21 protein-coding genes are annotated in these 22,794 nt (G+C 66.3%); 11 read left to right on the top strand and 10 right to left on the bottom strand.

Annotation, left to right across the window (positions count from 1 at the left end; translation table 11 throughout):
* The 5 genes from ACFVWG_RS25800 to ACFVWG_RS25780 are packed head-to-tail and all read left to right on the top strand — an operon-like array spanning position 1 to position 6,293.
* Positions 1–873: a carbohydrate ABC transporter permease gene (locus ACFVWG_RS25800; protein WP_391545970.1), complete on the top strand. Its 873-nt coding sequence runs from the start codon at positions 1–3 to the stop codon at positions 871–873.
* Between the two features lie 35 nt (positions 874–908).
* Positions 909–1,715, top strand: coding sequence for a carbohydrate ABC transporter permease (locus ACFVWG_RS25795; protein WP_391546021.1), 807 nt, complete (start codon positions 909–911; stop codon positions 1,713–1,715).
* Between the two features lie 9 nt (positions 1,716–1,724).
* Positions 1,725–3,119 carry a ricin-type beta-trefoil lectin domain protein gene (locus ACFVWG_RS25790; protein WP_391545969.1) on the top strand — a complete coding sequence of 465 codons (1,395 nt, stop codon included), beginning with the start codon at positions 1,725–1,727 and terminating at the stop codon, positions 3,117–3,119.
* A gap of 18 nt (positions 3,120–3,137) precedes the next feature.
* Positions 3,138–4,487: an ABC transporter substrate-binding protein gene (locus ACFVWG_RS25785; protein WP_391545968.1), complete on the top strand. Its 1,350-nt coding sequence runs from the start codon at positions 3,138–3,140 to the stop codon at positions 4,485–4,487.
* A gap of 45 nt (positions 4,488–4,532) precedes the next feature.
* A complete protein-coding gene (locus ACFVWG_RS25780) occupies positions 4,533–6,293 on the top strand; it encodes a beta-galactosidase family protein (RefSeq protein ID WP_391545967.1) in 1,761 nt (586 codons plus the stop codon).
* A 267-nt stretch (positions 6,294–6,560) separates the two neighbouring features.
* On the opposite strand, the gene ACFVWG_RS25775 is transcribed toward ACFVWG_RS25780, so the two are convergent.
* The 3 genes from ACFVWG_RS25775 to ACFVWG_RS25765 form a co-directional block, all read right to left on the bottom strand.
* A complete protein-coding gene (locus ACFVWG_RS25775) occupies positions 6,561–9,443 on the bottom strand; it encodes a family 43 glycosylhydrolase (protein ID WP_391545966.1) in 2,883 nt (960 codons plus the stop codon).
* A gap of 74 nt (positions 9,444–9,517) precedes the next feature.
* The gene (locus tag ACFVWG_RS25770) at positions 9,518–10,495 is read right to left on the bottom strand and encodes a LacI family DNA-binding transcriptional regulator (RefSeq protein WP_391545965.1); all 978 of its coding nucleotides are present in this window, start codon (positions 10,493–10,495) and stop codon (positions 9,518–9,520) included.
* A 98-nt stretch (positions 10,496–10,593) separates the two neighbouring features.
* The gene (locus ACFVWG_RS25765) at positions 10,594–12,249 is read right to left on the bottom strand and encodes a hypothetical protein (RefSeq protein ID WP_391545964.1); all 1,656 of its coding nucleotides are present in this window, start codon (positions 12,247–12,249) and stop codon (positions 10,594–10,596) included.
* A gap of 141 nt (positions 12,250–12,390) precedes the next feature.
* On the opposite strand from ACFVWG_RS25765, the gene ACFVWG_RS25760 reads away from it, so the two are divergent.
* The 3 genes from ACFVWG_RS25760 to ACFVWG_RS25750 are packed head-to-tail and all read left to right on the top strand — an operon-like array spanning position 12,391 to position 15,402.
* Positions 12,391–13,668 (top strand): ABC transporter substrate-binding protein, encoded by a 1,278-nt coding sequence (locus ACFVWG_RS25760; protein WP_391545963.1) that lies wholly within the window; start codon positions 12,391–12,393, stop codon positions 13,666–13,668.
* A 5-nt stretch (positions 13,669–13,673) separates the two neighbouring features.
* Positions 13,674–14,564, top strand: coding sequence for a carbohydrate ABC transporter permease (locus ACFVWG_RS25755; protein WP_391545962.1), 891 nt, complete (start codon positions 13,674–13,676; stop codon positions 14,562–14,564).
* 1 nt (position 14,565) lies between these two features.
* Positions 14,566–15,402 (top strand): carbohydrate ABC transporter permease, encoded by an 837-nt coding sequence (locus tag ACFVWG_RS25750; protein ID WP_391545961.1) that lies wholly within the window; start codon positions 14,566–14,568, stop codon positions 15,400–15,402.
* Positions 15,403–15,435: 33 nt separating this feature from the next.
* Here the strand turns inward: ACFVWG_RS25750 and ACFVWG_RS25745 are convergent, their stop codons facing one another.
* The 4 genes from ACFVWG_RS25745 to ACFVWG_RS25730 all read right to left on the bottom strand — a co-directional run bounded on the left by ACFVWG_RS25745 (position 15,436) and on the right by ACFVWG_RS25730 (position 17,751).
* Positions 15,436–15,612 (bottom strand): hypothetical protein, encoded by a 177-nt coding sequence (locus tag ACFVWG_RS25745; protein WP_391545960.1) that lies wholly within the window; start codon positions 15,610–15,612, stop codon positions 15,436–15,438.
* 104 nt (positions 15,613–15,716) lie between these two features.
* Positions 15,717–16,103 carry a hypothetical protein gene (locus ACFVWG_RS25740; RefSeq protein WP_391545959.1) on the bottom strand — a complete coding sequence of 129 codons (387 nt, stop codon included), beginning with the start codon at positions 16,101–16,103 and terminating at the stop codon, positions 15,717–15,719.
* Positions 16,100–17,479 carry a DUF4331 domain-containing protein gene (locus ACFVWG_RS25735; protein WP_391545958.1) on the bottom strand — a complete coding sequence of 460 codons (1,380 nt, stop codon included), beginning with the start codon at positions 17,477–17,479 and terminating at the stop codon, positions 16,100–16,102. The genes ACFVWG_RS25740 and ACFVWG_RS25735 overlap by 4 nt, the downstream gene beginning before the upstream one ends.
* Positions 17,479–17,751: a twin-arginine translocation signal domain-containing protein gene (locus tag ACFVWG_RS25730; protein ID WP_391545957.1), complete on the bottom strand. Its 273-nt coding sequence runs from the start codon at positions 17,749–17,751 to the stop codon at positions 17,479–17,481. The genes ACFVWG_RS25735 and ACFVWG_RS25730 overlap by 1 nt, the downstream gene beginning before the upstream one ends.
* Before the next feature lie 276 nt (positions 17,752–18,027).
* Between ACFVWG_RS25730 and ACFVWG_RS25725 the strand changes: the two genes are divergently transcribed.
* The 3 genes from ACFVWG_RS25725 to trxA all read left to right on the top strand — a co-directional run bounded on the left by ACFVWG_RS25725 (position 18,028) and on the right by trxA (position 21,225).
* Positions 18,028–19,788: a cytochrome c biogenesis protein CcdA gene (locus ACFVWG_RS25725; protein ID WP_391545956.1), complete on the top strand. Its 1,761-nt coding sequence runs from the start codon at positions 18,028–18,030 to the stop codon at positions 19,786–19,788.
* 104 nt (positions 19,789–19,892) lie between these two features.
* Entirely contained in the window at positions 19,893–20,864 is a 972-nt protein-coding gene (gene trxB, locus ACFVWG_RS25720) for a thioredoxin-disulfide reductase (protein ID WP_391545955.1), read from the top strand.
* 22 nt (positions 20,865–20,886) lie between these two features.
* Positions 20,887–21,225 carry a thioredoxin gene (trxA, locus tag ACFVWG_RS25715; protein ID WP_391545954.1) on the top strand — a complete coding sequence of 113 codons (339 nt, stop codon included), beginning with the start codon at positions 20,887–20,889 and terminating at the stop codon, positions 21,223–21,225.
* A 300-nt stretch (positions 21,226–21,525) separates the two neighbouring features.
* Here the strand turns inward: trxA and ACFVWG_RS25710 are convergent, their stop codons facing one another.
* From ACFVWG_RS25710 to ACFVWG_RS25700, 3 genes are read right to left on the bottom strand one after another with little or no spacing between them, the layout of a single operon-like run.
* On the bottom strand, positions 21,526–21,726 hold the full coding sequence (locus ACFVWG_RS25710; protein WP_391545953.1) for a hypothetical protein: 201 nt from the start codon (positions 21,724–21,726) through the stop codon (positions 21,526–21,528).
* Positions 21,727–21,730: 4 nt separating this feature from the next.
* The gene (locus ACFVWG_RS25705) at positions 21,731–22,114 is read right to left on the bottom strand and encodes a VOC family protein (RefSeq protein WP_391545952.1); all 384 of its coding nucleotides are present in this window, start codon (positions 22,112–22,114) and stop codon (positions 21,731–21,733) included.
* Positions 22,115–22,146: 32 nt separating this feature from the next.
* Positions 22,147–22,770 (bottom strand): hypothetical protein, encoded by a 624-nt coding sequence (locus ACFVWG_RS25700; RefSeq protein ID WP_391545951.1) that lies wholly within the window; start codon positions 22,768–22,770, stop codon positions 22,147–22,149.
* Positions 22,771–22,794 lie beyond the last annotated feature (24 nt).

Here is a 22,794-nt window from a genome sequence, read left to right as displayed (position 1 = left end):
ATGGCGCGCCGCCAGGAGGCGAAAGGGTGGGTCTTCGTCGGCCCGTTCCTGACCGTCTTCGCACTCACCTTTCTCGCCCCGATCGGCTACGCGATCTATCTGAGCCTGTACCGCGACCAGGCGTTCTTCGGCGGGACCGTATTCGTCGGCCTCGACAACTACGCCGAGGTGCTGAAGGACGCGAAGTTCTGGGAGTCGGCCGGCCGGGTGCTCGCGTTCCTCGTGGTCCAGGTCCCGGTGATGCTCGTCCTGGCGCTGCTGGCCGCGCTCGCGATCGACAGCGCCCGGCTCCGCGCCGCCGGCTTCTTCCGGATCGCGCTCTTCCTGCCGTACGCCGTACCGGGTGTGGTCGCGGTCCTGATGTGGGGCTTCCTGTACGGCGACACCTTCGGCCTGGCCGCGGATCTCAACAAACTGTTCGGCACCGACGCCATCCAGCCGCTCAGCGGGTCCTGGATGCTGCCGTCGATCGCCAACATCGTCACCTGGGAGTTCGTCGGCTACAACATGCTGATCTTCTACTCGGCGCTGCGCACGGTCCCCGGTGAGTTGTACGAGGCCGCCGCGATCGACGGCGCCGGTGCGATCCGGACGATCCGGGCGATCAAGCTGCCCGCCCTGCGCGGCGCGATCGTGATCGCCACCATCTTCTCGATCATCGGCAGCTTCCAGCTGTTCAACGAGCCCAACATCCTGCGCACGCTGGCGCCGAACGTGATCACGACGTACTACACGCCGAACATGTACGCCTACAACCTCTCGTTCGCCGGCCAGCAGTTCAACTACTCCGCCACGGTGGCGATCGTGATGGGCGTCCTGACCGCGATCATCGCGTACGTCGTCCAGCTCCGCGGATCCCGGGAGGCCCTGTGAACGGCAAGAAGTCGTCGCGGGTGCTGACCGGACTGATGGTCCTGTACCTGATCTACACGCTGGTGCCACTGATCTGGCTGGTGATCAGCGCGACCAAGACCCAGGACGACCTGCTGTCCACGCCGGGGCTGTGGTTCGGCGACAGCTTCGCGCTGTTCACCAACATCAGGCAGACGCTGACCTACGACGACGGCATCTTCCTGCGCTGGCTGGGAAACACCCTCCTGTACGTCGTGGTCGGGGCGGGCGGCGCGACCTTGCTCGCGACCGCGGCCGGCTACGGATTGGCGAAGTACAAGTTCGCGGGCCGCCGTGCGGTCTTCGCCGTGCTGCTCGGCGCGATCGCGATCCCCGGTACGGCGCTCGCCGTACCGACGTTCCTGCTGTTCTCCAAGCTCGGCCTGACCAACACGGTCTGGGCGATCATCATCCCCTCGCTGATCAGCCCGTTCGGCCTGTATCTGATGTGGGTCTACGCAGGCGAAGCCATCCCGTACGAGCTCCTCGAAGCAGCCCGCATCGACGGCGCCGGTGAGGTCCGGATCTTCGTCACGGTGGCGCTGCGGTTGCTCGCGCCCGGGGTGGTGACGGTGCTGCTCTTCGCCGTGGTGGCGACCTGGAACAACTACTTCCTGCCGCTGATCATGCTCAGCAAGCCGAACCTGTATCCGCTCACGGTCGGCCTCACCCAATGGAACAACCAGGCGACCGGTGTCGGCGCGCACCCGATCTACAACCTGGTGATCACCGGGTCGCTGCTGACGATCGTCCCCCTCGTGATCGCCTTCCTGCTGCTCCAACGTTTCTGGCAGTCCGGCCTCAGCGCCGGCAGCGTCAAGTAAAGGAGTCCGATGAGATCCGCACTCTGGCGCGTCACCGTGGCACTCGCCACGCTGGCCACCGCCCTCACAGTCCCCGCGGCGGCCACGCCGCCACACCCCCAGAACACGGCCGACTTCCGCGGCGTCAACTGGGCCGATCCGCGCGACAACTACGCCTCCGACGAGGTCGTCCCGTCCGGTCTCAGTACGGCGGACAGCTACCGCACCACGTATCGCAAGTCGACCGGCATCCTCGGCGAGTTCCGCAAAGAGCTGCGGGCGAACACGGTCCGGCTGCCGATCAACCCGTCCAGCGTCGGGACGAACTGGTGGTCGTCCTACCGCGCGGCGATCGACGCCGCCACCGACCAGGGCTTCAAGGTCATCCTGAGTTACTGGGAGGCCGACAACGCCAAGGACGGCCGGGTCGACGACACCGCGGCCTTCACCGCCATGTGGGACACCGTCTTCAAGACCTACCGGAGGAACCCACAGGTCTACTTCGAGCCGATGAACGAACCCTTCGGCTACTCCCTGCCCGACTGGGTGTCGCTCACCTCGTCCTGGGCCGACCGGCACTCGAACGTCCCCCGCGGTCGCCTGGTCATCTCCGGCACCGGCTACAACGACAACGTCACCGGTGTCGGCGCCGCGCCCGAACTGAAGGGCACGCTGCTCTCGTTGCACTTCTACGGTTTCTGGGCCTCCGACACCACGGAGGCAGCCTGGCTCGCGAATCTGCGGCCACGGATCGGCGAGTACGGCGGACGCACGATCATCGACGAGGCCGGTTCCCCGATGACGATCGGCCTGAACTACGGAAACCACGAGGGGAACGTCTCCACGGCGTACCTGGGAGCCCTGACCGAGACGGCGCGGGCGCAGCGGATGGGCATCGTCTACTGGCCCGGTCTGCGGACCGGTGACTCGTACTCGATGACCACCCAGGTCAGCGAACGTGATCTGAAGGTCAACAGTGCAAGCGGTCTGGCGCAACTGCAGTGGGGTTGGGGTCTGCTCAAGAAGGAGCCGGTCAACACGTTGCCGCCGTCCCCGCCCGGTCAGCCGTTGCGAGGAGTCGAGAGCAACCGGTGCGTCGACGTACCGGGCTTCTCGACCACCAACGGTACGGCGCTTGACCTGTGGGACTGCAATGGCGGCGGCAACCAGAGCTGGAACTGGACCGCGAGCAAGCAGCTCACCATCTACGCCGACAAGTGTCTGACCCCAGGCAGCGCGAGCGCGACGATCATCAGCGATTGCACCGGAGCCGCCAACCAGACCTGGCAACTCAATGCGGACAAGTCGATCTCCAGCATCAGCAACCCGGCGCTCTGCCTGCAGGCGACCGGAACTGCGAACGGCACTTCGGTGCAGCTGCTGGCCTGCAACGGCCAGCCGAACCAGCAATGGGCGCGAGCGTAACCAGTGAAAGGGAACGTCATGAAATCATTCCAACGACGCCGGCTGGTGGTCGCCGGCGCGACGATCGCGGCGCTGTCGCTGGTCCTGGCAGCCTGCGGTTCGGGCAACGACTCCGGCAGCGGAGGCGACAGCAAGCAGCAGGGCTCCCCCGCCGCGGTGGACGAGGCGCTCAAGAAGGGCGGCACGATCACCTACTGGAGCTGGACGCCGTCCGCCCAGGCCCAGGTCGCCGCGTTCGAGAAGGCCTATCCGAACGTCAAGGTGAACTACGTCAATGCCGGGACCGGCAACGACCACTACACCAAGCTGCAGAACACGATCAAGGCCGGCTCGGGTGCGCCCGACGTCGCCCAGGTCGAGTACCAGGCATTGCCGCAGTTCGCGCTGCCCGGCTCACTCGTCGACCTGCGCCAGTACGGTTTCGACCAGTTCCAATCGGCGTACACGCCGTCGACCTGGGCCGCGGTGCACGCCGGCGAGGGTCTGTTCGGGCTGCCGCAGGACTCGGGCCCGATGGCCTTGTTCTACAACAAGGAGGTCTTCGACAAGTACGGGCTGACCGTGCCGAAGACCTGGGACGAGTACGTCGCGGCGGGGAAGAAGCTGCACCAGGCCGACCCGAAGAAGTACATCACCAACGACAGTGGTGACGCCGGGTTCACCACCAGCATGATCTGGCAGGCCGGCGGCAAGCCGTTCAGCACGAACGGCAAGAGCGTCACCATCAACCTGGCCGACGACGGCTCCAAGAAGTGGACCGCCGAGTGGAACCAGCTGGTCCAGGGTGGACTCGTGTCCAGCATCCCCGGCTGGTCCGACGCCTGGTTCAAGGGGCTCGGGGACGGCACGATCGCCACCCTGCCCACCGGCGCCTGGATGCCCGGCGTGATGGAGGCCTCGGTCAAGGCTGGTGCCGGCAAATGGCGGGTCGCCCCGATGCCGACGTACGACGGGCAGCCGGTGACGGCGGAGAACGGCGGCAGCACCCAGGCCGTTCTCAAGCAGAGCCAGAACCCGGCGCTCGCAGCCGCGTTCGTCCGCTGGCTCAACAACGGTGACGGCGTGAAGACGTTCCTGGCCAGCGGTGGTTTCCCGGCCACCACGGCCGACCTCAAGGCGCCCGAGTTCGTCGGCAAGAAGAGCGCGTACTTCGGCGGTCAGGAGATCAACCAGGTACTCACCGGCGCGGCGAGCACGGTGGCTCCAGGCTGGAGCTACCTGCCGTACCAGCTCTATGCCAACAGCATCTTCGGTGACACCGTGGGCAAGTCGTATCAAGCGAAGTCCAGTCTCGACGACGGCTTGAAGGCCTGGCAGGACGCGCTGGTGGCCTACGGCAACCAGCAAGGCTTCACTGTCAACGGCTGAGGCAGGTCAACGGTTGACAAGCCACAACAACTAGCTGAGGGAGATATGTCATACTTCGCGATCGGTGAGTCCGAGTTCCTGCTCGACGGCCGGCCCTTCCGGATCCTGTCCGGTGCGCTGCACTACTTCCGGATCCATCCGGACCAGTGGGCCGACCGGATCGAGAAGGCACGGCTGATGGGTCTCAACACCATCGAGACCTACGTGCCGTGGAACGCGCACTCACCCCGGCGCGGTGTCTTCGACACCAGCGGGACGCTCGACCTCGAGCTGTTCCTGCGCCGGGTGGCCGAAGCGGGTCTGCACGCGATCGTCCGGCCCGGCCCGTACATCTGCGCCGAGTGGGACAACGGCGGCCTCCCCGCCTGGCTTTTCCGGCAGCCAGGAGTGGGGGTTCGCCGGCACGAACCGCAGTACCTCGCCGCGGTCGGCGAGTACCTGAGCGAGGTACTGCGGATCGTCCGCCCCCTGCAGGTCACTGAGTCGAATGGGGATGGAGGCGGTCCGGTCCTGCTGGTACAGGTGGAGAACGAATACGGTGCCTTCGGCAACGATTCGACGTACCTGAAATGGCTGGTCGAGCTGTTCCGGACCGAGGGCATCACGGTGCCGCTGGTCACCGTCGACCAGCCGGAGGACGAGATGCTCGTCGCCGGCGGGATCGACGGCGTACTGCGGACCGGTTCGTTCGGGTCCCGCAGTGTCGAGCGCCTGGCGACACTGCGGGACCACCAACCGACCGGTCCGTTGATGTGTATGGAGTTCTGGGACGGCTGGTTCGACTACTGGGGCGGACCACACCACACCACCTCCGCCACCGAGGCGGCCGCCGAGCTGGACGCGCTCCTGACTGCGGGCGCGTCGGTGAACATCTACATGTTCCATGGCGGCACCAACTTCGGGTTGACCAATGGCGCCAATGACAAGGGCGTCTATCGGCCGACGGTCACGTCGTACGACTACGACGCACCTCTCGACGAGGCCGGGCGGCCGACGGCGAAGTTCCACGCGTTCCGCGACGTCATCGCTCGGCACGCACCGGTCCCGCCGCTGCCCGACCTCGAGCCGCACTCGCCCACGCTGGAGTTCACCGCGACCCTCGGCGAACCGATCCGGCTGCTGGACCGGCCGGACAGCTGGGGTACCTGGCGCACACACGACCGACTCCCAACTCTGGACGACCTGGATGCCCAGTTCGCCTTGTGCCGCACCGAACTCGACCTCGACGGCCCCGCGATCCTGCAACTCGGCGAGGTCCGCGACCGCGCGCACGTCTTCCTCGACGACGACCCGATCGGCGTCCTCAGCCGCGAGGACCACGACCGCGCGATCACGCTCCCGCGCGGACGCGGCCGCCTCGATCTGATCGTCGAGGACCAGGGCCGCGTCAACTACGGCCCCCGCATCGGCGAACCGAAGGGTCTCATCGGGCCGCTCCACGTCGGCACGACCACGCCCGCCACCTGGCAGACGCTGACGATCGACCTCAACGCCGTACCGGAGCTATGGAAGTCCACCCTGCCATCCGCGCCCGGCGTCGGGCCGACTGCCTACCGAACCCCCTTCGTGCTCGAGGATCCCACCGATCTCTTCCTGCGAACCGATGCCTGGGGCAAGGGATTCGCCTGGGTCAACGGCTTCTGCCTCGGCCGCTACTGGCGCCGCGGACCCCAACACACCCTCTACATCCCCGAACCCGTCCTCCGTCCCGGCACCAACGAACTCGTCATCCTCGAACTGGACCCCCTCGCCGACACCACCGCCCGCTTCACCCCCACCCCAGACCTCGGCCCCACCGACCTCTAACCCGAACTCAGTGCTCCCCCAATCCGCCACCGAACCCACCATGCACCGCGAGTGGGCCCACCCCGCCCCGCGAGTGGGCTCACCCCGCCCCGCGAGTGGAACCACCGCGCAGCGCGAGTGGAACCACCGTGCGGCGCGAGTGGAGCCACCGTGCGAATGTGGTGAGTGGGTCAGCGAGTGTGCGAACCGTGTTGCCGGTAAAGGGTTTCCAACGACACGGTTGCTCCACTCGAGTGCGCAGCGGCGACGGGGATCACCGGGCTGTGGTTAGCGTCGGGGGACAAGGGTTGGGGTGATGCTGGTCAGGGTCGGCTTGACCTTCCTCATCGTGCCGTCGGTGGCGAAGGTCAGCCGGTCGATCGTGGTCTCGCGGTGCTGGCCGTCGCCGCCGGGCATGCCGAAGCGGTGATAGGCGACGTACCAGTCGTCGGTGCCGGGAATCTGGATGATCGAGTGATGTCCGGTCGCGAGGATTCCCTGCGCTGGATCCTTCTCGAGGATGACGCCGCGGTAGGTCCACGGTCCGTCGACGCTCTTCGAGGTCGCGTACCCCACCCGGTAGTTGGGTGAACCGGTGTCGTCGATCGAGTAGGTCAGGTGATAGAGGCCCTGCCGGTAGTTGACGAAGGCTCCTTCGCGGAAGCTGGTCAGGCCGCTGATCGGCTTCAGCGTCTCCGGCTTGATCGTCAACATGTCCGCACTCAACTCGGCGTACACCGGCGAGCCGTTGCCCCAGAACAGGTAGTACTTTCCCGTCCGGGGATCGCGGAACGCGGCCGGGTCGATCGCCTGACCCGACGTGACCGTCTCGTTGTTGAGGATCATCGCGGTCGGCTGCGCGGTGAACGGGCCCTCTGGGCTGTCGGCGACCGCGACGCCGATCGTCTTGCGGTTGTACGTCGGGTTGTGCCCCGAGAAGTAGAAGTAGTACTTGCCACCGCGCTCGATGATCGTCGGTGCCCACGCGTTCCCACTCGCCCAAGGGACGTTGCCGTTCGCGCCATCGAGGGTCAGGAACGGTTTCGCCGACCGCTTCCAGTCCCTGAGGTTCTTGGACTTCCAGACATAGAAGTCCTTACCTCCCCAGCCGGGGAACCCGTCGCTGGTCACATAGAGGTAGTAGGTGTCGCCGAAGACGGCGATGTTCGGGTCGGCGTTGTAGCCCGGCAGCACCGGTGAGTGCATCTCGACGGCCTTGACCTTCCAGGCCCGCATGGTCCGATCCTTGGCCTTCACGATGAAGGTCTTGGGCGCGGTGAGGTCGACGCTGCCGGTCGGCGAGATCTTCGAGGTGGAGACCAGCTTGAACGCCGGTGCCAGCTTGCGGAGATCCGTTCCCGGGACGACTGGCAACGTCACGGTGGACGACGCATCGTCGATCACCGCGGGCACCTTGAGGCTGTCCAGTTCGACGCCGAGGATCGCGTGCGGATCGGCATCCGCGTCCCTGATCTCGGACGCCGAGAGGGCCCGGTTGTAGATCCGGAAGTCGCGCACTTTGCCCTTCAGATACTTGTCGGAGGTGTACACCGAACGGCCAAGGTAGTTGGCCGTCGTCCGGCCGCCGCCGATGTCACCCGGGTCGATGGTGACCCCGGTCTTCTGACCGACCTGGACTCCGTCGAGATAGATCGTCGCAACGCCTTGTGGCGTGAGGGTGTAGGTGAGCGCCTTCCAGACTCCCCGCGGTACGGCGCTCGACGCGGAAGCGGTCTGCTCGGTCGACCAGTTGCCGGTGGCAATCGACGTACGGTAGGAATCGCCGGTCGTGAACAGATAGCCGTTGCCGATGTCGTTCGCGGTATTGCCGAGCCCCCAGAGGAAGTACGGCGTCGCCTGCCCGGGATCGATCCAGACTCGGGTCGACACCGTGATCGCACCAAGCCCGGCCATCAGGTTGTCGGGGAGCTTCACATGGCCGTTGGTACCACCGAGAGTGAGTGCGCCGTCAGCCCAACTCGCGTCGCCGGCCACCACACCGTCGTACCCGTGACCTGTCACGTCGGTTGCCTTGGTACCGCTGGTCTGGTTGAGCGGGTAGTGCGCGACGAGTCCGTTCGCATCCGCCTGCACCGGGGACGGCAGGACGATGCCGTCGCGCAGCCGGTCGAGTTCGGCCTGCGTGACTGGTAGCACGGTGCCGTGGCGCGGGCTGGCGGGCAGCGAGTACTTCGGTGGGACCTTCCAGTTCGGGGCTTCGAGGTCGTTCGTGCCGAGCGGGATGTACCCGCGGCCGCCGTACTCGTCGACGAACAGGTTGTACTTGGAACCAGAAGTGTCACCCGGGTTGGACTTGAAGACTGTCGGCCCTTCGACCGCCGACGTCCCCGCATCTCTCCCGATACACGAGTCCTGCATCGCCCAGGCCGGCTGGCCCGGCAGGTCGACCGCGGTCAGGGACGAGGACTTCTCCTGGATGATGTCCGAGCACCCGGTGCCACCACCGCCCTCGTCCTTGGTGAAGCGGTAGTAGGCGCCGTTCTCCTTGATCACCGTCGAGTCGATGCGGGACTCACCGCGGTCCTGCCAGATCGCGGGCGCGCTGAAGGTCCGGAAGTCGCGAGTCGTTGCATAGAGCATCCGGTTGTACGTCGAACCGGTGTGCCCGGGATCGTCGGCGGCGTACAGCTTCGAGGCCCAGAACACGACGTACGACTGGAGTTCCTCGTCCCAGTAGGCCTCGGGCGCCCACGTGTTGCCTGCCGTCTCCGGCGAGACCAGCACATGGCGCTGCTCCGACCAGGTGACCAGATCGGTGGACTCCCAGACCTCCAAGTAGCGACTGCCGTGGCGCTGCGCGGCGTCCCAGTCGCCGTTGCGGCCGATCGACAGGTCGGTGGCGATCAGGAAGAACCGGTCACCACCAGGAGACCGGATCAGGAACGGATCGCGCAGCCCGAGCGTGCCCTTCGTGGACTCGATCACCGGCCGACCGTTGTTGAGTTCGTCCCACTTGAGCGCGGTGTTGCCACGGCTGGCCGCGAAGGAGATCTTCTCCTCCGCGATCGAGTTGCCGGTGAAGTAGGCGAAGACATAACCGGCGTACGGCGCCGGGGCGTCGTCGGCGGCCGCGTGCACGCCGGGCAACAGGAGCTGCCCACCAAGGAGAGCCAGAACTGCGGTCGCTGCGTGGAGGATGCTGAGCTTCACGGAGACCTCACCAGGATGTTAGCGTTAACAGTCCTGGTACTGTGGCCGAGCGAACGCGGTCCGTCAAGACCTGGCTACCGAGGTCCGGTGCTCTCCCGGACGATCAACTCGGCGGGGACGAGGTCGCGAGCGGCGGGCTCACCGCCGTCGATCTGCTCGGCCAACTGGCGGAACGTCCGGCGGCCGACCTCGATGAAGTCCTGCCGGACCGTGGTCAGCGGCGGGCTGAAATAGGCCGCCTCGGGGACGTCGTCGAAGCCGACGACGTGCACGTCCTTCGGCACCGCGATCCCGGCTTCGGCGAAGGCGCGCAGCAGACCGAGCGCCATCTGGTCGTTGGCCACGAACACCGCGGTCAGGTCCTTCTCACGAGCCAGCGCCTGGCCCGCGGCGTAGCCGGACCGAGAGCTCCAGTCACCGCGGACGATGCGCGGTGCCCGGACACGGTGCCGCTTCAGAGTCTGCCGCCAGGCTTTTTCGCGATCCTGGGCCTCGAGCCAGTCGACCGGCCCGGCCACGTGCCAGACGGTCTTGTGACCAAGAGCGAGCAGGTGCTCGACGGCGCGGCGCGCGCCGTCGGCCTGATCGACGGCGATCATCGGAACCGGCGCTTCTTGCCCGCCGCCCACTGCGACCAGTGGGATGTCACGCGGCGCAACCTCCAGTGACTTGCTCGCGGCCGCGTGCGGCGCGATCACCACGATGCCCTCCACCGCCAGCCGGCGAAGCGTCTCGATCGCCTCCGCGATCGCCGAACTGTTCGGCGTACCGACGCTGGTGATCGTGACCGAGTAGCCCGCTTCCCGCGCCGCATGCTCGATGCCGTACAGCGTGCTGGCCGGGCCGTAGAGGGTCGAGTCCAGCGTGACCACGCCGAGAATGCCGGACTTGCCGGTCACCAGGGCACGAGCGGCCGAATTGGGTCGGTAGCTCAGTTTCTCCACGGCCGCGAGCACCTTGGCCCGGGTCGCCGCGCTCACCGGACCGGTCTTGTTGACCACCCGCGACACTGTCATGTGCGACACGCCCGCGAGGTCCGCGACATCGGTCAAGCTCGCTTGCCTACCGCCGGTCAATCCGAACCCCCTGGTTGCTGCGTACATGCGCCACACGCCAGTGTTCGCGGTAACAACGCCTTGGTCAAGGACCGTTATGCCGTTCTGATCTCGAGTCTCTGCCGGCCCGGAGCGCAGCCGGTCAGGTAGACACGCAGCCCGTCGGGGACGAGCGTGCCGTTGAGCATCCGGTACCGCTCGCCGGGATCCATCACCACCCGCGCCGTACCCGAACCGGGACCGAACTCGATCCGATCGTTGCCCACGGCGTAGACCCCGGTACCGGACTCCAGCTGGTAGTTGCCGAAGCCATCGATCGTCTCGACCCCCGACAGCACTCCGCCCGGTCGGAAACAGAGCTCCATCGCGTACGGCGCCTCGGACCCGGCCAGCTCGAAGGTCAGGTCGAACCCGTTCTCGACCTCGGCCACAGTGATCGCGGTCCGCAACGCCCGGTAATCCCTCGGCCGTTGATCGAAGGCCATGGACGCGTAGAAGCGGCCGTCCGGCGTCAACGCGTACCGGCCGTCGGCGGTACGGCGCTCCGGCGGCAACGGCTGGTAGTACGGCACCGCGACCTCGGCGCCGAGCTCGACCACGGATGGCGACCACCGGCGCAGGTACTCGCTGTGGAAATGCCCCGTGCCGAAGAACTGCGGTGCGAGCCGGACGGAGTCGAGGATCGCATCCCCGTGGCGCACCTTGAAGAACGTCGGATTGACGGAGAGACCGGAAGCGATCACCGGCAAGTCGGGGAGATCGGTTCCGCCGAAGACCGTCGCCGTCCGAGTCCCCCGCCGGATCCGCACCGACGCCTGGGACGGGAACTCCTTGACGAAGTCCGTCGGCAACTCCGTCGCCTGCGGTAGTGCGGCGGCCAGCTCGGGGCGCTCGAGCACCTCGGCCAGACAGTCACCCAATTCCCCGGCACCGCGACGCTCGATGTCCTGCGCGACCGCAGCAAACCTGCCGTCGCCGTCCAGGAGCGCCAACTCACGAAACTGGAGCAGGTACTCCGAGACGTCGCGGATCTGAAACTGGTCCTGCCGGCGGGACGCGATCACGTCCACCTCACCGTTCGGCTCCAGCAGGTACAGGGTTGCTTCCAGGTTGCGCCGGACGAACTCGATCAGCTCGGGGCGATCCTGCCGCCAGGCGATCGTCAGCAGCGAGGGATTCGTCACCGCGGCCGCGTAGATCGCACTCCGCTCGCTGTAGATCCCGTCCGGCCCGGCATCGATGCCCTCGGCCAGCCACTCGTCGATCCGGTCGACGTACCGCTGGTCAGGGAGGATGTGATTGATCCGCGCCAGCGCCGCCGACACCTCCCACCGGTGATTCGGCGTGTGCACACCACCGCTCGCCAGCGCCGGGCCGGCCTTCTGCAGGATCCCGTGGATCTCCGACCGGAGCGGCGCCGTCGCCGCGTCTTCCGCGCGGTCGAGCAACTCCCAGACCACACACAGATCCTGGATCAGGAAGGCCGTATCGGGCGGCGAGTGCAGGTTGCCGATGTCGTAGGTCCCGTCCGCGTGCTGCCAGGCAGCGAGCTGCCCGGACAGCAGCTGCAATCGCTCCAGAACCGCCGGATCATCGCCGTACGACGACTCCCCCACGTAGCCGGCCACCAGCCGCCGGACCTCCCTTCCGACCCGTCTGGGCTCGGCACCGACGGGCTGCTGGGACCGCAGCAGGCGGGCGATCTGCGCCGTACCGGCAGTCGTCAGCAACCCCAGGAAATCTTTGTCCATCGTGGCATCCTCACGCTCCAGGGACTTATGTCAGGACTTAAATGTATATCGATACACCATTTCCTCTTGACGCGGTAAGCGCTTGCCTCCTAGCGTCCGACCGTCGCCTACCCCGGCGGCACGGAGCACAAGGAGAAAACGATGAGCGGTTCGCTTCGGCGGTGGCGGTGGCTGACGGTAGGCGTGGCGGCCGCGATGGCGTTGACCGCTTGTGGTTCCGGCTCCGGTGACTCGGGCTCCGGCGACGCGAAGAAGATCACCTTCTGGCTGTCGACGGCTGCGCAGATCCAGGGGTACACCGACCTGGCCAAGGAGTTCCAGGCCAAGGAGGGCATCACCGTCGAGGTCGTGAACCAGCCGTACGACGGCTACCAGGACAAGCTCCGGCAGTCCGCCCAGGCCAACTCGTTGCCGGATGTCGCCAGCGTGCCCTCGCTCGACACCTTGTGGATCAACCAGCTCCAGGATCTGAGCGCGACCGCGAACAACGAGACCAACAAGATCCGCAAGGACCTGGTCACCGAGCAGGACGGCAAGGTGCTCGCCATCCCGTCCGACCTCACCGCGGCCGGGCTGTTCGTGAACAAGACCCTGTTCACGAAGGCGGGCATCGCCGTACCGACCGATCCTGCCAAGACCTGGACCTGGGACGAGTTCCTCGCCGCCGCGTCGAAGGTCCGCACCGCGACCGGCGCCAAGTACGACCTGGTCTACGACAACTCGGCGGCGCGGATCCGGGCCTTCATCTACAACAACGGCGGCAAGGGTTTCCAGCTCGGTGCCGACGGCAAATACCAGACGCCGGACGCCGCGACCGTCGACGCGCTGACCAAGTTCAAGGCGATGAACGACAACAAGGTGATGCCGAAGTCGGTCTGGACCTCGGGAGCCGACCCGAACGCGCTGTTCAAGAGCGGGCAGGTCGTCGCCTACTTCTCCGGTGTCTGGCAGGTCCCTGACTTCGCCGACGGCATCACCGGCTTCGACTGGGCCGCCGCGCCGACCCCGGGTCCGGTGCACGCGACCGACATCAACCTCGGCGGCAAGGTCGTTGCCTTCAACAACAAGGACACCGCGGCCGCCGCCAAGAAGTGGGTCGACTTCCTCTTCGAGCGCGACAACTACACCAAGCTGGCGCAGTCCAACGGCTACCTGCCGGTCGAATCCGGACTGACGCTCAAGTACCCCTTCAAGTCCCAGGCCGCGCTCGACGGCTTCGCGCTCTACACCCAGGAGATCGAGCTCGCCGACCCGATCTCGGCCTCCGGCCAGGCCGCCGGCACCAAACTGCTCCTCGAGGGCAAGGCCGCCGCGGACGACCCGACCAAGGCCGAACTCGCCAAGTTCATCAACGGCGAGCAGGACGTCCAGAAGACCGTCGACAACATCGTCAACGGCCTCAACGCGCAGCTGGGCTGACACCGGTGCAAGGAATCTGGCCGCGCCGCCGCCTGAACCACTACACCGCGGCGCCGCTGGTACTCATCTCGGTCAACCTGCTGCTGTTCGTCACGTTCTTCGTCTGGCCGGCGGTGACCGGCCTGCTGTACTCGTTCACGAGCTACACCGGCATCGGTACGGCGCCGTACGTCGGACTGGACAACTACCAGCGCCTCCTCCAGGACGACGCGTTCTACGCGGCGTTGACCCGGACCTTGGTCTTCACGGCAGGCGTCGTACCGCTGACGCTCGTGCTCTCTCTGAGTACGGCGGTGCTGCTCGTCACGAACTACACCAAGGGCAAGGCCGTCGCGCGGGTCATCTTCTTCCTGCCGTGGCTGATCTCGCCGATCATCGCCGGTGTCATCTGGCGCTGGATGTTCGGCGAGAACTTCGGCCTCGTCAACTACCTCATCACCTCGCTCGGCGGCAGCGAAGTGCCCTGGCAGTCCAATGCGAACCTGTCGATGCTCGTGGTCGTGATCGCGGCGGCCTGGGGCGGCACCGCCTTCAACATGCTGCTGTTCGTTGCCGCGATCAAGAACGTGCCGACGTCGTACTACGAGGCGGCATCGCTCGACGGCGCCGGCTCGTGGGCCAAGTTCCGCCACATCACCTTGCCGGCGATCGCGCCGACCACCTTCATCGTCGTACTGCTGAGCGTTCTGGGTTCGATGAAGGAGTACGCGCTGATCCAGGCGATCAACGCGGGCGGGCCGGGAACGGCGAACAACCTGCTCGTCCAGTACATCTACACCAAGGGCTTCCAGCGCGCGCAGATCGGCTACGCCAGCGCCGCGTCGTTCGTGCTGCTGCTGATCCTGATGGTGATCGCGCTCGTACAGCTCGCCCTGAACCGGCGGAAGGACTCCTGACATGGCCGCCACCACCACTGGGGAACTCCCCAAGAAGATCTGGGCGACCGCGGTCATGTGGCTCATGGTCGCCGTGTACGGCGTCCCGGTCCTCTGGTTCCTGCTCAGCTCGTTCAAGCCGGCCGGCGAACTGTTCTCCTATCCCCTGACGTTCTTCCCCAAGCACCCCACGATCAAGGGCTTCACCCAGGCCTGGACGAGCTTCGACGTCGCGCACTACTTCGTCAACACGCTCATCGTGGCTGTGTCGGCGACCCTGCTCACCATCGTCGCGAGCGCGGCCTGTGGCTACGCGCTGGCGAAGTACAAGAACTGGTGGGTCAAGGCGTTCACCCTCTGCATCCTGGCCACCACCATGCTCCCCGGCGAGGTCATCCTCGCCCCACTGTTCCTGGTGGTCCGCAACCTCGGCCTCTACAACAGCCTCGCGGCCGTCGTCGTACCGTCAGTCATCACCGCCACCGGCACCTTCATGTTCCGCCAGTTCTTCCTCACCGTCCCGAACGACCTCCTCGAGGCCGCCCGCATCGACGGCTCCGGCGAGCTCTCCACCTTGTTCCGCATCATGCTGCCGCTCTCGCGCCCGATCATGCTGACGCTGGCGATCTTCTCCTTCCAATGGCGCTGGAACGACTACATCTGGCCGCTCGTGGTCCTGAACGACCCCAGCAAATACACCCTGCAGATCGGCGTCGCCACCATCGTCGGCGCCGAGAACGTCAACTGGTCCGTCCTCCTGGGCGCTTCCGTCCTCTCGATGATCCCCCTCGTCGCCCTCTACCTCGTCTTCCAGAAATACGTCATGAGCGCCGACATCGACGCCGGCCTGAAGGACTAGCCGGCGATCAGGAGGTGGTGCGGCCGGCAGGTGCTACGCAGGCGTCGTACCAAGGTCTGTATCGGTGATTTGGGTGAGACGGGCAATCAAGTCGTCGGTGATCGTCAGGTCGTGAGCGAATGCAGCCTGGTAAGGACGGTTGGTGGTACGGGCGCGGCCGCGGTAGTAGCCGAGGACGATGACGCGGTCGTCGGCGCGGGTCTTCGGCATTCGGTGTCAGGCGGGACCGATCCGCAGCTCGACGAATGGTCGGCGAGCGTCGGCCGTCGGGCGTGGCCCCTGTGCCCACTCCCGACGGCTTCACGCCTCTCGTGCTAGCTCGGCCAGTCGGCCTCGGTGACCCGACCACCGGCAACATCGACGGTCAACTGAACTGGCCCGTCAGGGATCACGTACAGCTCGTAGCTGCCCTCAGGAACATCGAAGAACACGGCGGAGTGGACGATCTCGCCCTCGGGTGAGGACCGAGGAACGACCGCCACGTGCGGAAACCCGTGCCCATGCCCATGACCATGGCCGTGCCCGTGGCCGTGGTCTTCGGTGGCGGTTGCACCTACTGGACGGCGTTCGATCTCGATGTCTTCCAGTTCGGCCGGCATCGTGATCACGATCGCGCCGACACCGTCACCGATGTCGAGCAGGACCGACGAGCCCTTACCCGCATGCGGATTCTCCTCGGCGTTCGCGAGCGGCTTGGTCATGACGCGGCCGGGACGCCCGGCTTCGACTGGTATCCCCCGCCCGGCGTCCCGAGGTAGGGGAACACCTTCAGATAGTCGGAGTTCGTGTTCGACGTACCGTCCTGAACGGCCGACGCGGCCCCATCAGGCTTGTACGACGGATCGACCAGCGGGATCGTCAATCCGGCGACCGCGCGAATCTCAACCGTGACGACATCGTCGAAAACCCTGCGTCCGTTGGGGAATCCGGCCGCATCGCCGGCCACCAGACCCAGCGGATTCGGCTTCGCCGCAGGCGGTACGGCGACATTCAGCCGCAGCATGTCGGCCTGAACCGGGCCGGTGTAGTTCTGGAACCCCGGTACGACGCCCTTCGGGATACCGGTCAGCAGGATCGCGGCCAGGTCCGCACGCGGTTTCTTGTACGCCGCCAGATTCGGGAACACGCCCGGGTACAGCGCCGGCAGCAGTCCCGCGAGCTCGGGCTTGGTGACGTACTGCGCGAACCGCTTGTCCTCGTGCGGCGGCCGGCTGTTCCACTTGTCCTTCTCGGCCATCGGCACGATGACCTCGTTGAACAACGGGTTCCCCAGCCGCGAAACCTGCCTGTACGGACCATGCCACACCGGAATGCCCAGGATGTCGTCGAAGATCTTGGACGACTGGCGGCTCGCCGAGGCGTAGACGCCGATGACGGCCTTGGCGTCCATCACATCAGTGGGCTTCTTGCCGTCACGCGTCAGGTCGGTGATCGGGACCTGGAGCGCGATCGTGTGCACATTCGAGCCCTGCAAGCCGTTGACGCCCATCGCGGCGGCCGACGGGATCAGGTGTGCGGCCTGGAACGGACGCAGCGTGCCGAGGTCGAAGATCGATCCCAGGTCGGCGAAGAACCCGTCCGCGCGCTGACCGGCGAACACCTTACGGCTGGTGCCGAACGTGTGGATCGCCTCACCCGCGAGCTTGGCATAGTTCGGCGTACTGCGGATCCCGACATTGACCGGCGGCGCGGCCAGATTGCGGGCCAGAACACGGGAGCGGCCGTTCTCGACCCGGGTCACCGAGTAGTACTGCGGCCGGTTCCAGGTGGTGTCCTTGATCGAGGTGATCGGGCCGGTGTTGTACAGGAAGGTCTTCTTGTTCCGGATCTCGGCGTGGAAGCGGAACTGGTAGCTGATGTCCGCCTTGCCGTCACCTTCGTTGGAGATGTGGATCTGGTAGAGCACGTCGTCGCCGAACTCGTAGAAGTTCGGCCCGCCGAACGGGTTCTGGAACGGGATGAAGTTGGCGATCAACGTCACCGTGTCCGGCTTGTCCGGGCTGACGAACGCGTAGACGTCGGTGTTGTCGGCAACCGGGTCCTTCGAGATCTCCGGGGCTTCGCGGTGCGATGACATCAGGCGGTCCTCACTCCGGCGAGCCGGGTCGCGAGCTCGCGATCGGTGATCAGCACTTCGCGCTCGCCGACCATGATCGCCATCTCGCCCTTCCGCACGTCCTTGACGTGGACGACGAACGACTCCGCGTCCGGCAGATCCGCGGCCTCGAGCTGCGGCGCGGCATCGGCAGGCTGCTCGTCGAAGATCTTCGGTACGGCGAGCGCCCCGGCCGCGGCCACGGTCCCCGCCCCCGCGAACACCAGGAACCCGCGACGTGTTGCGTCACTCATGCTTGTCCTCCCTGCTCATGACCGCCCCGTCGACATCAGGTGCAGATGCGAACCCGTCGCATCTGTTGTGATCTGGATCACAACCACGGTCGCCCTCCATTCGGCGCGGTCCAGCAGGCGGATAGGTCCGAACCCGAAAAACTTCGCACCGCCGCCGGAGCGAGCCGCAGTAAGAGCGCCGTAACCGATCGGCAGGCCTCTTCACCCATCCGTCAGGCCGCCGTGACTCGAAGTAGAGGAGACCGCTCGAACCCTTCTCCACTGGGAGTGACCCTGATGTTGACGCTGGCCTTTATCGGATTGGTGGGCGGGCTGATCACCGGTGTCTCACCCTGTGTCCTGCCGATGCTGCCGATCATCTTCTTCGCCGGCACCGCCGGTAAGAAGGAAACCGTTCCTGCCAAGACCTCCCGAGCCGAGGGCGACGTCCTCGTCGAAGAGGTCGAGATCGCCAAGCCGAAGCGCGATTTCAGGCCACTGAAGATCATCGGCGGGATCGTGGTCAGCTTCAGTCTGTTCACGCTGACCGGATCGGTGATCCTGTCCGCGCTCGGTCTGCCCGACAGCTTCCTGCGCTGGGGCGGCCTGACCATCCTGACGCTGGTCGGCCTCGGCCTGATCTTCCCGGCGCTCGGTCACTGGATCGAGAAGCCGTTCTACCGGCTGCCGAAGATCAACAAGAACAACAACGGCGCCTTCGTCCTCGGTCTCGGGCTCGGCACTCTGTACGTCCCGTGCGCGGGACCGGTGCTGGCCGCCATCACCGTGGCCGGTGCCACCGGCAACGTTGGCTGGCGGACCGTCGTACTGACGGTGTCGTTCGCGATCGGTGCGGCGCTGCCGCTGCTGATCTTCGCGTCGGCCGGTTCGCGGATCTCGCAGCGGGTGAAGGCCTACCGCGATCACCAGAAGGGCTTCCGGATCGGCGGCGGGATCGTGATGATCCTGCTCGCGATCGCGCTGGCCTTCAACATCACCGACGTGATCCAGCGCTCGCTGCCGTCGTACACGAGTGGTCTCGAGAAGAAGGTCGCCGAGAACAAGACGGTTCAGGGGGTGCTCGCTCCGGCGCTTGGTCAGGGTGGGCAGGAGCTGGCGAAGTGCACGCCGGGTGCGGCCGAGCTGGCGATGTGTGGTACGGCGCCGGAGTTCACCGGGACGCAGAAGTGGTTCAACACCCCCGGCGACAAGCCGGCCACCCTGGCTGAGCTCAAGGGCAAGGTCGTCCTGGTCGACTTCTGGGCCTACTCCTGCATCAACTGCCAGCGCGCCACCCCGCACCTGCTCGCCTGGAACAAGGCGTACAAGTCGCTCGGGCTGGAGATCGTCGGCATCCACTCGCCGGAGTTCGCGTTCGAGAAGAGCGCCGGCAACCTCGACGCCGCCATCCGCAAGGAAGGCATCACCTATCCGGTCGGCCAGGACAACAACCTGGCGACGTGGACGGAGTACCGCAACCAGTACTGGCCGGCCAAATACCTCGTCGACGCCACCGGCACTGTCCGCTCGATCAAGTTCGGTGAGGGTAGCTACGACCAGACCGAGAACCAGATCCGCCAGCTGCTCAAGGACGCGAACCCCAACGTCCAGCTCCCGGCTCCGGTCGATGGCACGGTGAAGGCCGACTCGATCGGCGCTGCTGGAACCACGCCCGAGACCTACTTGGGCTACTCGCGTTCGGCGAACCTGCAAGGCACCGGCAAGCTCACCCCGAACAAGACCGTTGCCTTCGGCCTCAACCCCGAACAGCCCAATGACACGTTCAGTCTCGGCGGCAACTGGGCCGTCGGTACCCAAAGCGTCACCTCCACCAAGGGCTCACAGGCTCGCCTGAACTTCAACGCCGCGAAGGTCTTCCACGTCCTGTCCGGCGAAGGCACCGTCACGGTCTCGATCCCCGGCGAGCCCGACAAGACCATCAAGGTCTCCGGTACGCCGAACGCCTACCAACTGGTCGACAAGACCGTCCAGGAACGCAAAACGATGACGCTGACCTACTCCGCCGGAGTTTCGGCCTTCACCTTCAGCTTCGGCTGAGCCGGCCTGCCCAGTAAGGGCACTTCCGACTGCAGGCCGGTCCGTGACCAACCCCTTCCGGGCCGGTCTGCATCCCACCTCCACCAGCAGCAGAAAGACGTCTCATGAGTGAGTCCGAAGTCCGCAACGTCCTCATCATCGGCTCCGGCCCAGCCGGATACACAGCAGCGGTCTACGCGGCCCGCGCCCAGTTGACGCCGCTGGTCTTCGAAGGCTCCGTCACCGCGGGCGGCGCGCTGATGACCACCACCGAGGTCGAGAACTACCCCGGCTTCGCCGAAGGCATCATGGGCCCGGCGCTGATGGAGCAGATGCGCACCCAGGCCGAACGCTTCGGTGCCGAACTGGTCGCCGACGACATCGTCGAGGTCGACCTGACCGGCGACCTCAAGACGGTCACCGACTCAGCCGGTACGACGCATCGCGCCAGGGCGGTGATCTTGTCGATGGGCTCGGGCTACCGCAAGCTCGGCCTCCCGGACGAGGACCGGCTGTCGGGCCACGGCGTTTCCTGGTGTGCGACCTGCGACGGCTTCTTCTTCCGCACCCACGAGATCGCCGTCGTCGGTGGTGGCGACACCGCCATCGAGGAGGCCACCTTCCTCACCCGGTTCGCCGACAAGGTGACCATCGTGCACCGCCGCGACGAACTGCGCGCCTCGAAGATCATGGCCGACCGGGCGCACGCGAACGACAAGATCGAGTTCGCCTGGAACTCCGCGATCTCCGAGATCCACGGCCACGACAAGCTCACCGGCGTCACACTGACCGACACCGTCACCGGCCAGACCCGCGGACTGCCGGTCACTGGCCTGTTCATCGCGATCGGCCACGACCCACGCTCCGAACTGGTCAAAGGCCAGGTCCACCTGGACGACGAAGGCTACGTACTCGTCCAGCCGGACAGCACCCGGACCAACCTGCCCGGCGTCTTCGCCGCGGGCGACCTGGTGGACCACACCTACCGCCAGGCCATCACCGCCGCCGGCACCGGCTGTTCGGCAGCCCTGGACGCCGAACGCTTCCTGGCCGACCTCGACTACCTCGCGACAACCAGCCAGACCATCCCTGCCTGACCCCCACCTCAAGGACCTGATCATGAGCGAAAAGATGAACGATGTCACCGACGCCGACTTCGACGCGACCGTGCTGAAGAGCGACAGACCAGTCGTCGTCGACTTCTGGGCCGAGTGGTGTGGCCCTTGCAAGCAGGTCACGCCGATCCTCGAGGCGCTCGCCGGCGAGCATGGCGACAGGGTGACGTTCCTGAAGCTGAACATCGACGAGAACCCCGCCACCCCAGGCATGTACGGCGTCATCAGCATCCCGACGATCAACGTCTACGTGAACGGCGAACTGGCCAAGTCCATCGTCGGCGCCAAGCCCAAGGCAGCCCTCCTGAAGGACCTCGCCCCGTTCGCCGATCTCGACACCTGAGTTGCCGTCGGCACCTGTTGCCCTTCGCAACGTCCGCCGACGAATCCCCAAGAGATAAAGCGTTTGACCTATCCCGGACGGCCGCCGCTCCGAAGTAGACAGGTAAGCAAGAACCCTCCCAACGCACCAAGGAGACACCATGGACTACCACAGCGGCCTCAACATCGTCATCGGCCTGTACGTCGAGATCAGCTCCCGCTGGAGCGGTCACGGCGGCTGGAGCCACGGCCTGCTCGGCCTGTTCAACTGATCTACCGCCTTTGACGGTCCGTCGCGTGCGCACGCGACGGACCTTTTGCATCAGTCCTGAGCGTCGGTGTGCTCTGGCAGACCGCGCGCCGGTACGACGCCGTGCGCGCGACTGGTTGACTTCGCCGCCTCCGCGACTGCCTGCTTCCGCTCGGGATCGTCTGACACCATCAACAACGGCGGGACGCAGTACGGCGTACCGGCGTACCTTCCCGAAGGGTGCGGCGGTCGAAACTCTCTAGCCGCCGTCACCGCGTCAGGCGGCAGCGGTGGTGAGAGTCGCGTACGGCGCCAGCAGGTCGCCCGGCGGCGGTTCGAGGAGCCGAATGGCGGTGCCGGTGCGGTCCGCGAAAACGGCGTACCGGCCTAGCGGGCTGTCGGCGGGAGCGAGGAGCCAGTCGAGGTCGCGGTGCTCCTCGAAGAAGGTGGTGAGATCGCCGACGTCGTACACGCCACCGGCACCGAGGGCGGCCTCGGCGGGGTCGCGCATCAGGGCGATCGTGGGGGTGTTGGTGCCGGCGGGACTGAGCAGAGCGGTGTCGTCGCCGGGCCACGCCGAGGGTTCCAGGCCGAGGGTTCGGTAGTAGTCCACGCTGGCGTCGAGGTGTTCGACCGGACGCAGCTCGAACAGCAGTTTCATCGATTCAGCCTCCTGTGGGTGTCGGTGCCGATTCACGAGCGGTTGCGGTCATGGCCCGACTGGCGGGCTTCGTCGGTCCGTGCGGTGATCTCGGAGATGCGGTCGGCCAGCCGCGGATGGTCTCCGCCGAGCTGGTGACCTGCGGCCGCCAATGGCGCGAGCAACGCGGCGGAATCGTCGTCGGAGAGCGCGTCGTGCACGGCGTCGACACTGGCCTGCTGGGCTCCTGGCGCCAGGCCGTCGAGGGCCGCGACCTGGCCGGCGAGCCGACGCAGGTCGGCGGAGTTCGCGCGAGCCCAGACGGTCACTGCCCGGTCCCCCGCGCGCTGATCACGTGCTGCCTGCACTCGCTGTTCACGATTCAGTCCGGGCTCGGCTGCGTTCGGAGCGAGCCGGAGATAGCGACGCTCGGCCGCCTGCCGGCTGGCCAGGCCGAGAGCTGAGGCGAGTTGTGCCCAGCTGACTCCGGCAGCTCGGGCGGCGGCGATCAGCTGTGGCTCCCAGGCGTCCAACTGCTCCCGCAGAACACGCAGCTGTGCCAAGGCGGCAAGCATGGCAGCGTTCTCCGCTCCATCTGGCGCGGAGGGACACTGCGCCAGTACGTCGGTCAGCTTCTGCAACGCCGTCACCGGCGCCGGTCCGTCGTTTCGTGCCACTGGTGCTCCTCGGTCCGGCGCCGG

This window comes from Kribbella sp. NPDC058245, assembly GCF_042882005.1.
Lineage (GTDB): Bacteria > Actinomycetota > Actinomycetes > Propionibacteriales > Kribbellaceae > Kribbella.
Note: the sequence above shows the minus strand (reverse complement) of the source record. Positions and strands in the feature narration are given on the sequence as shown.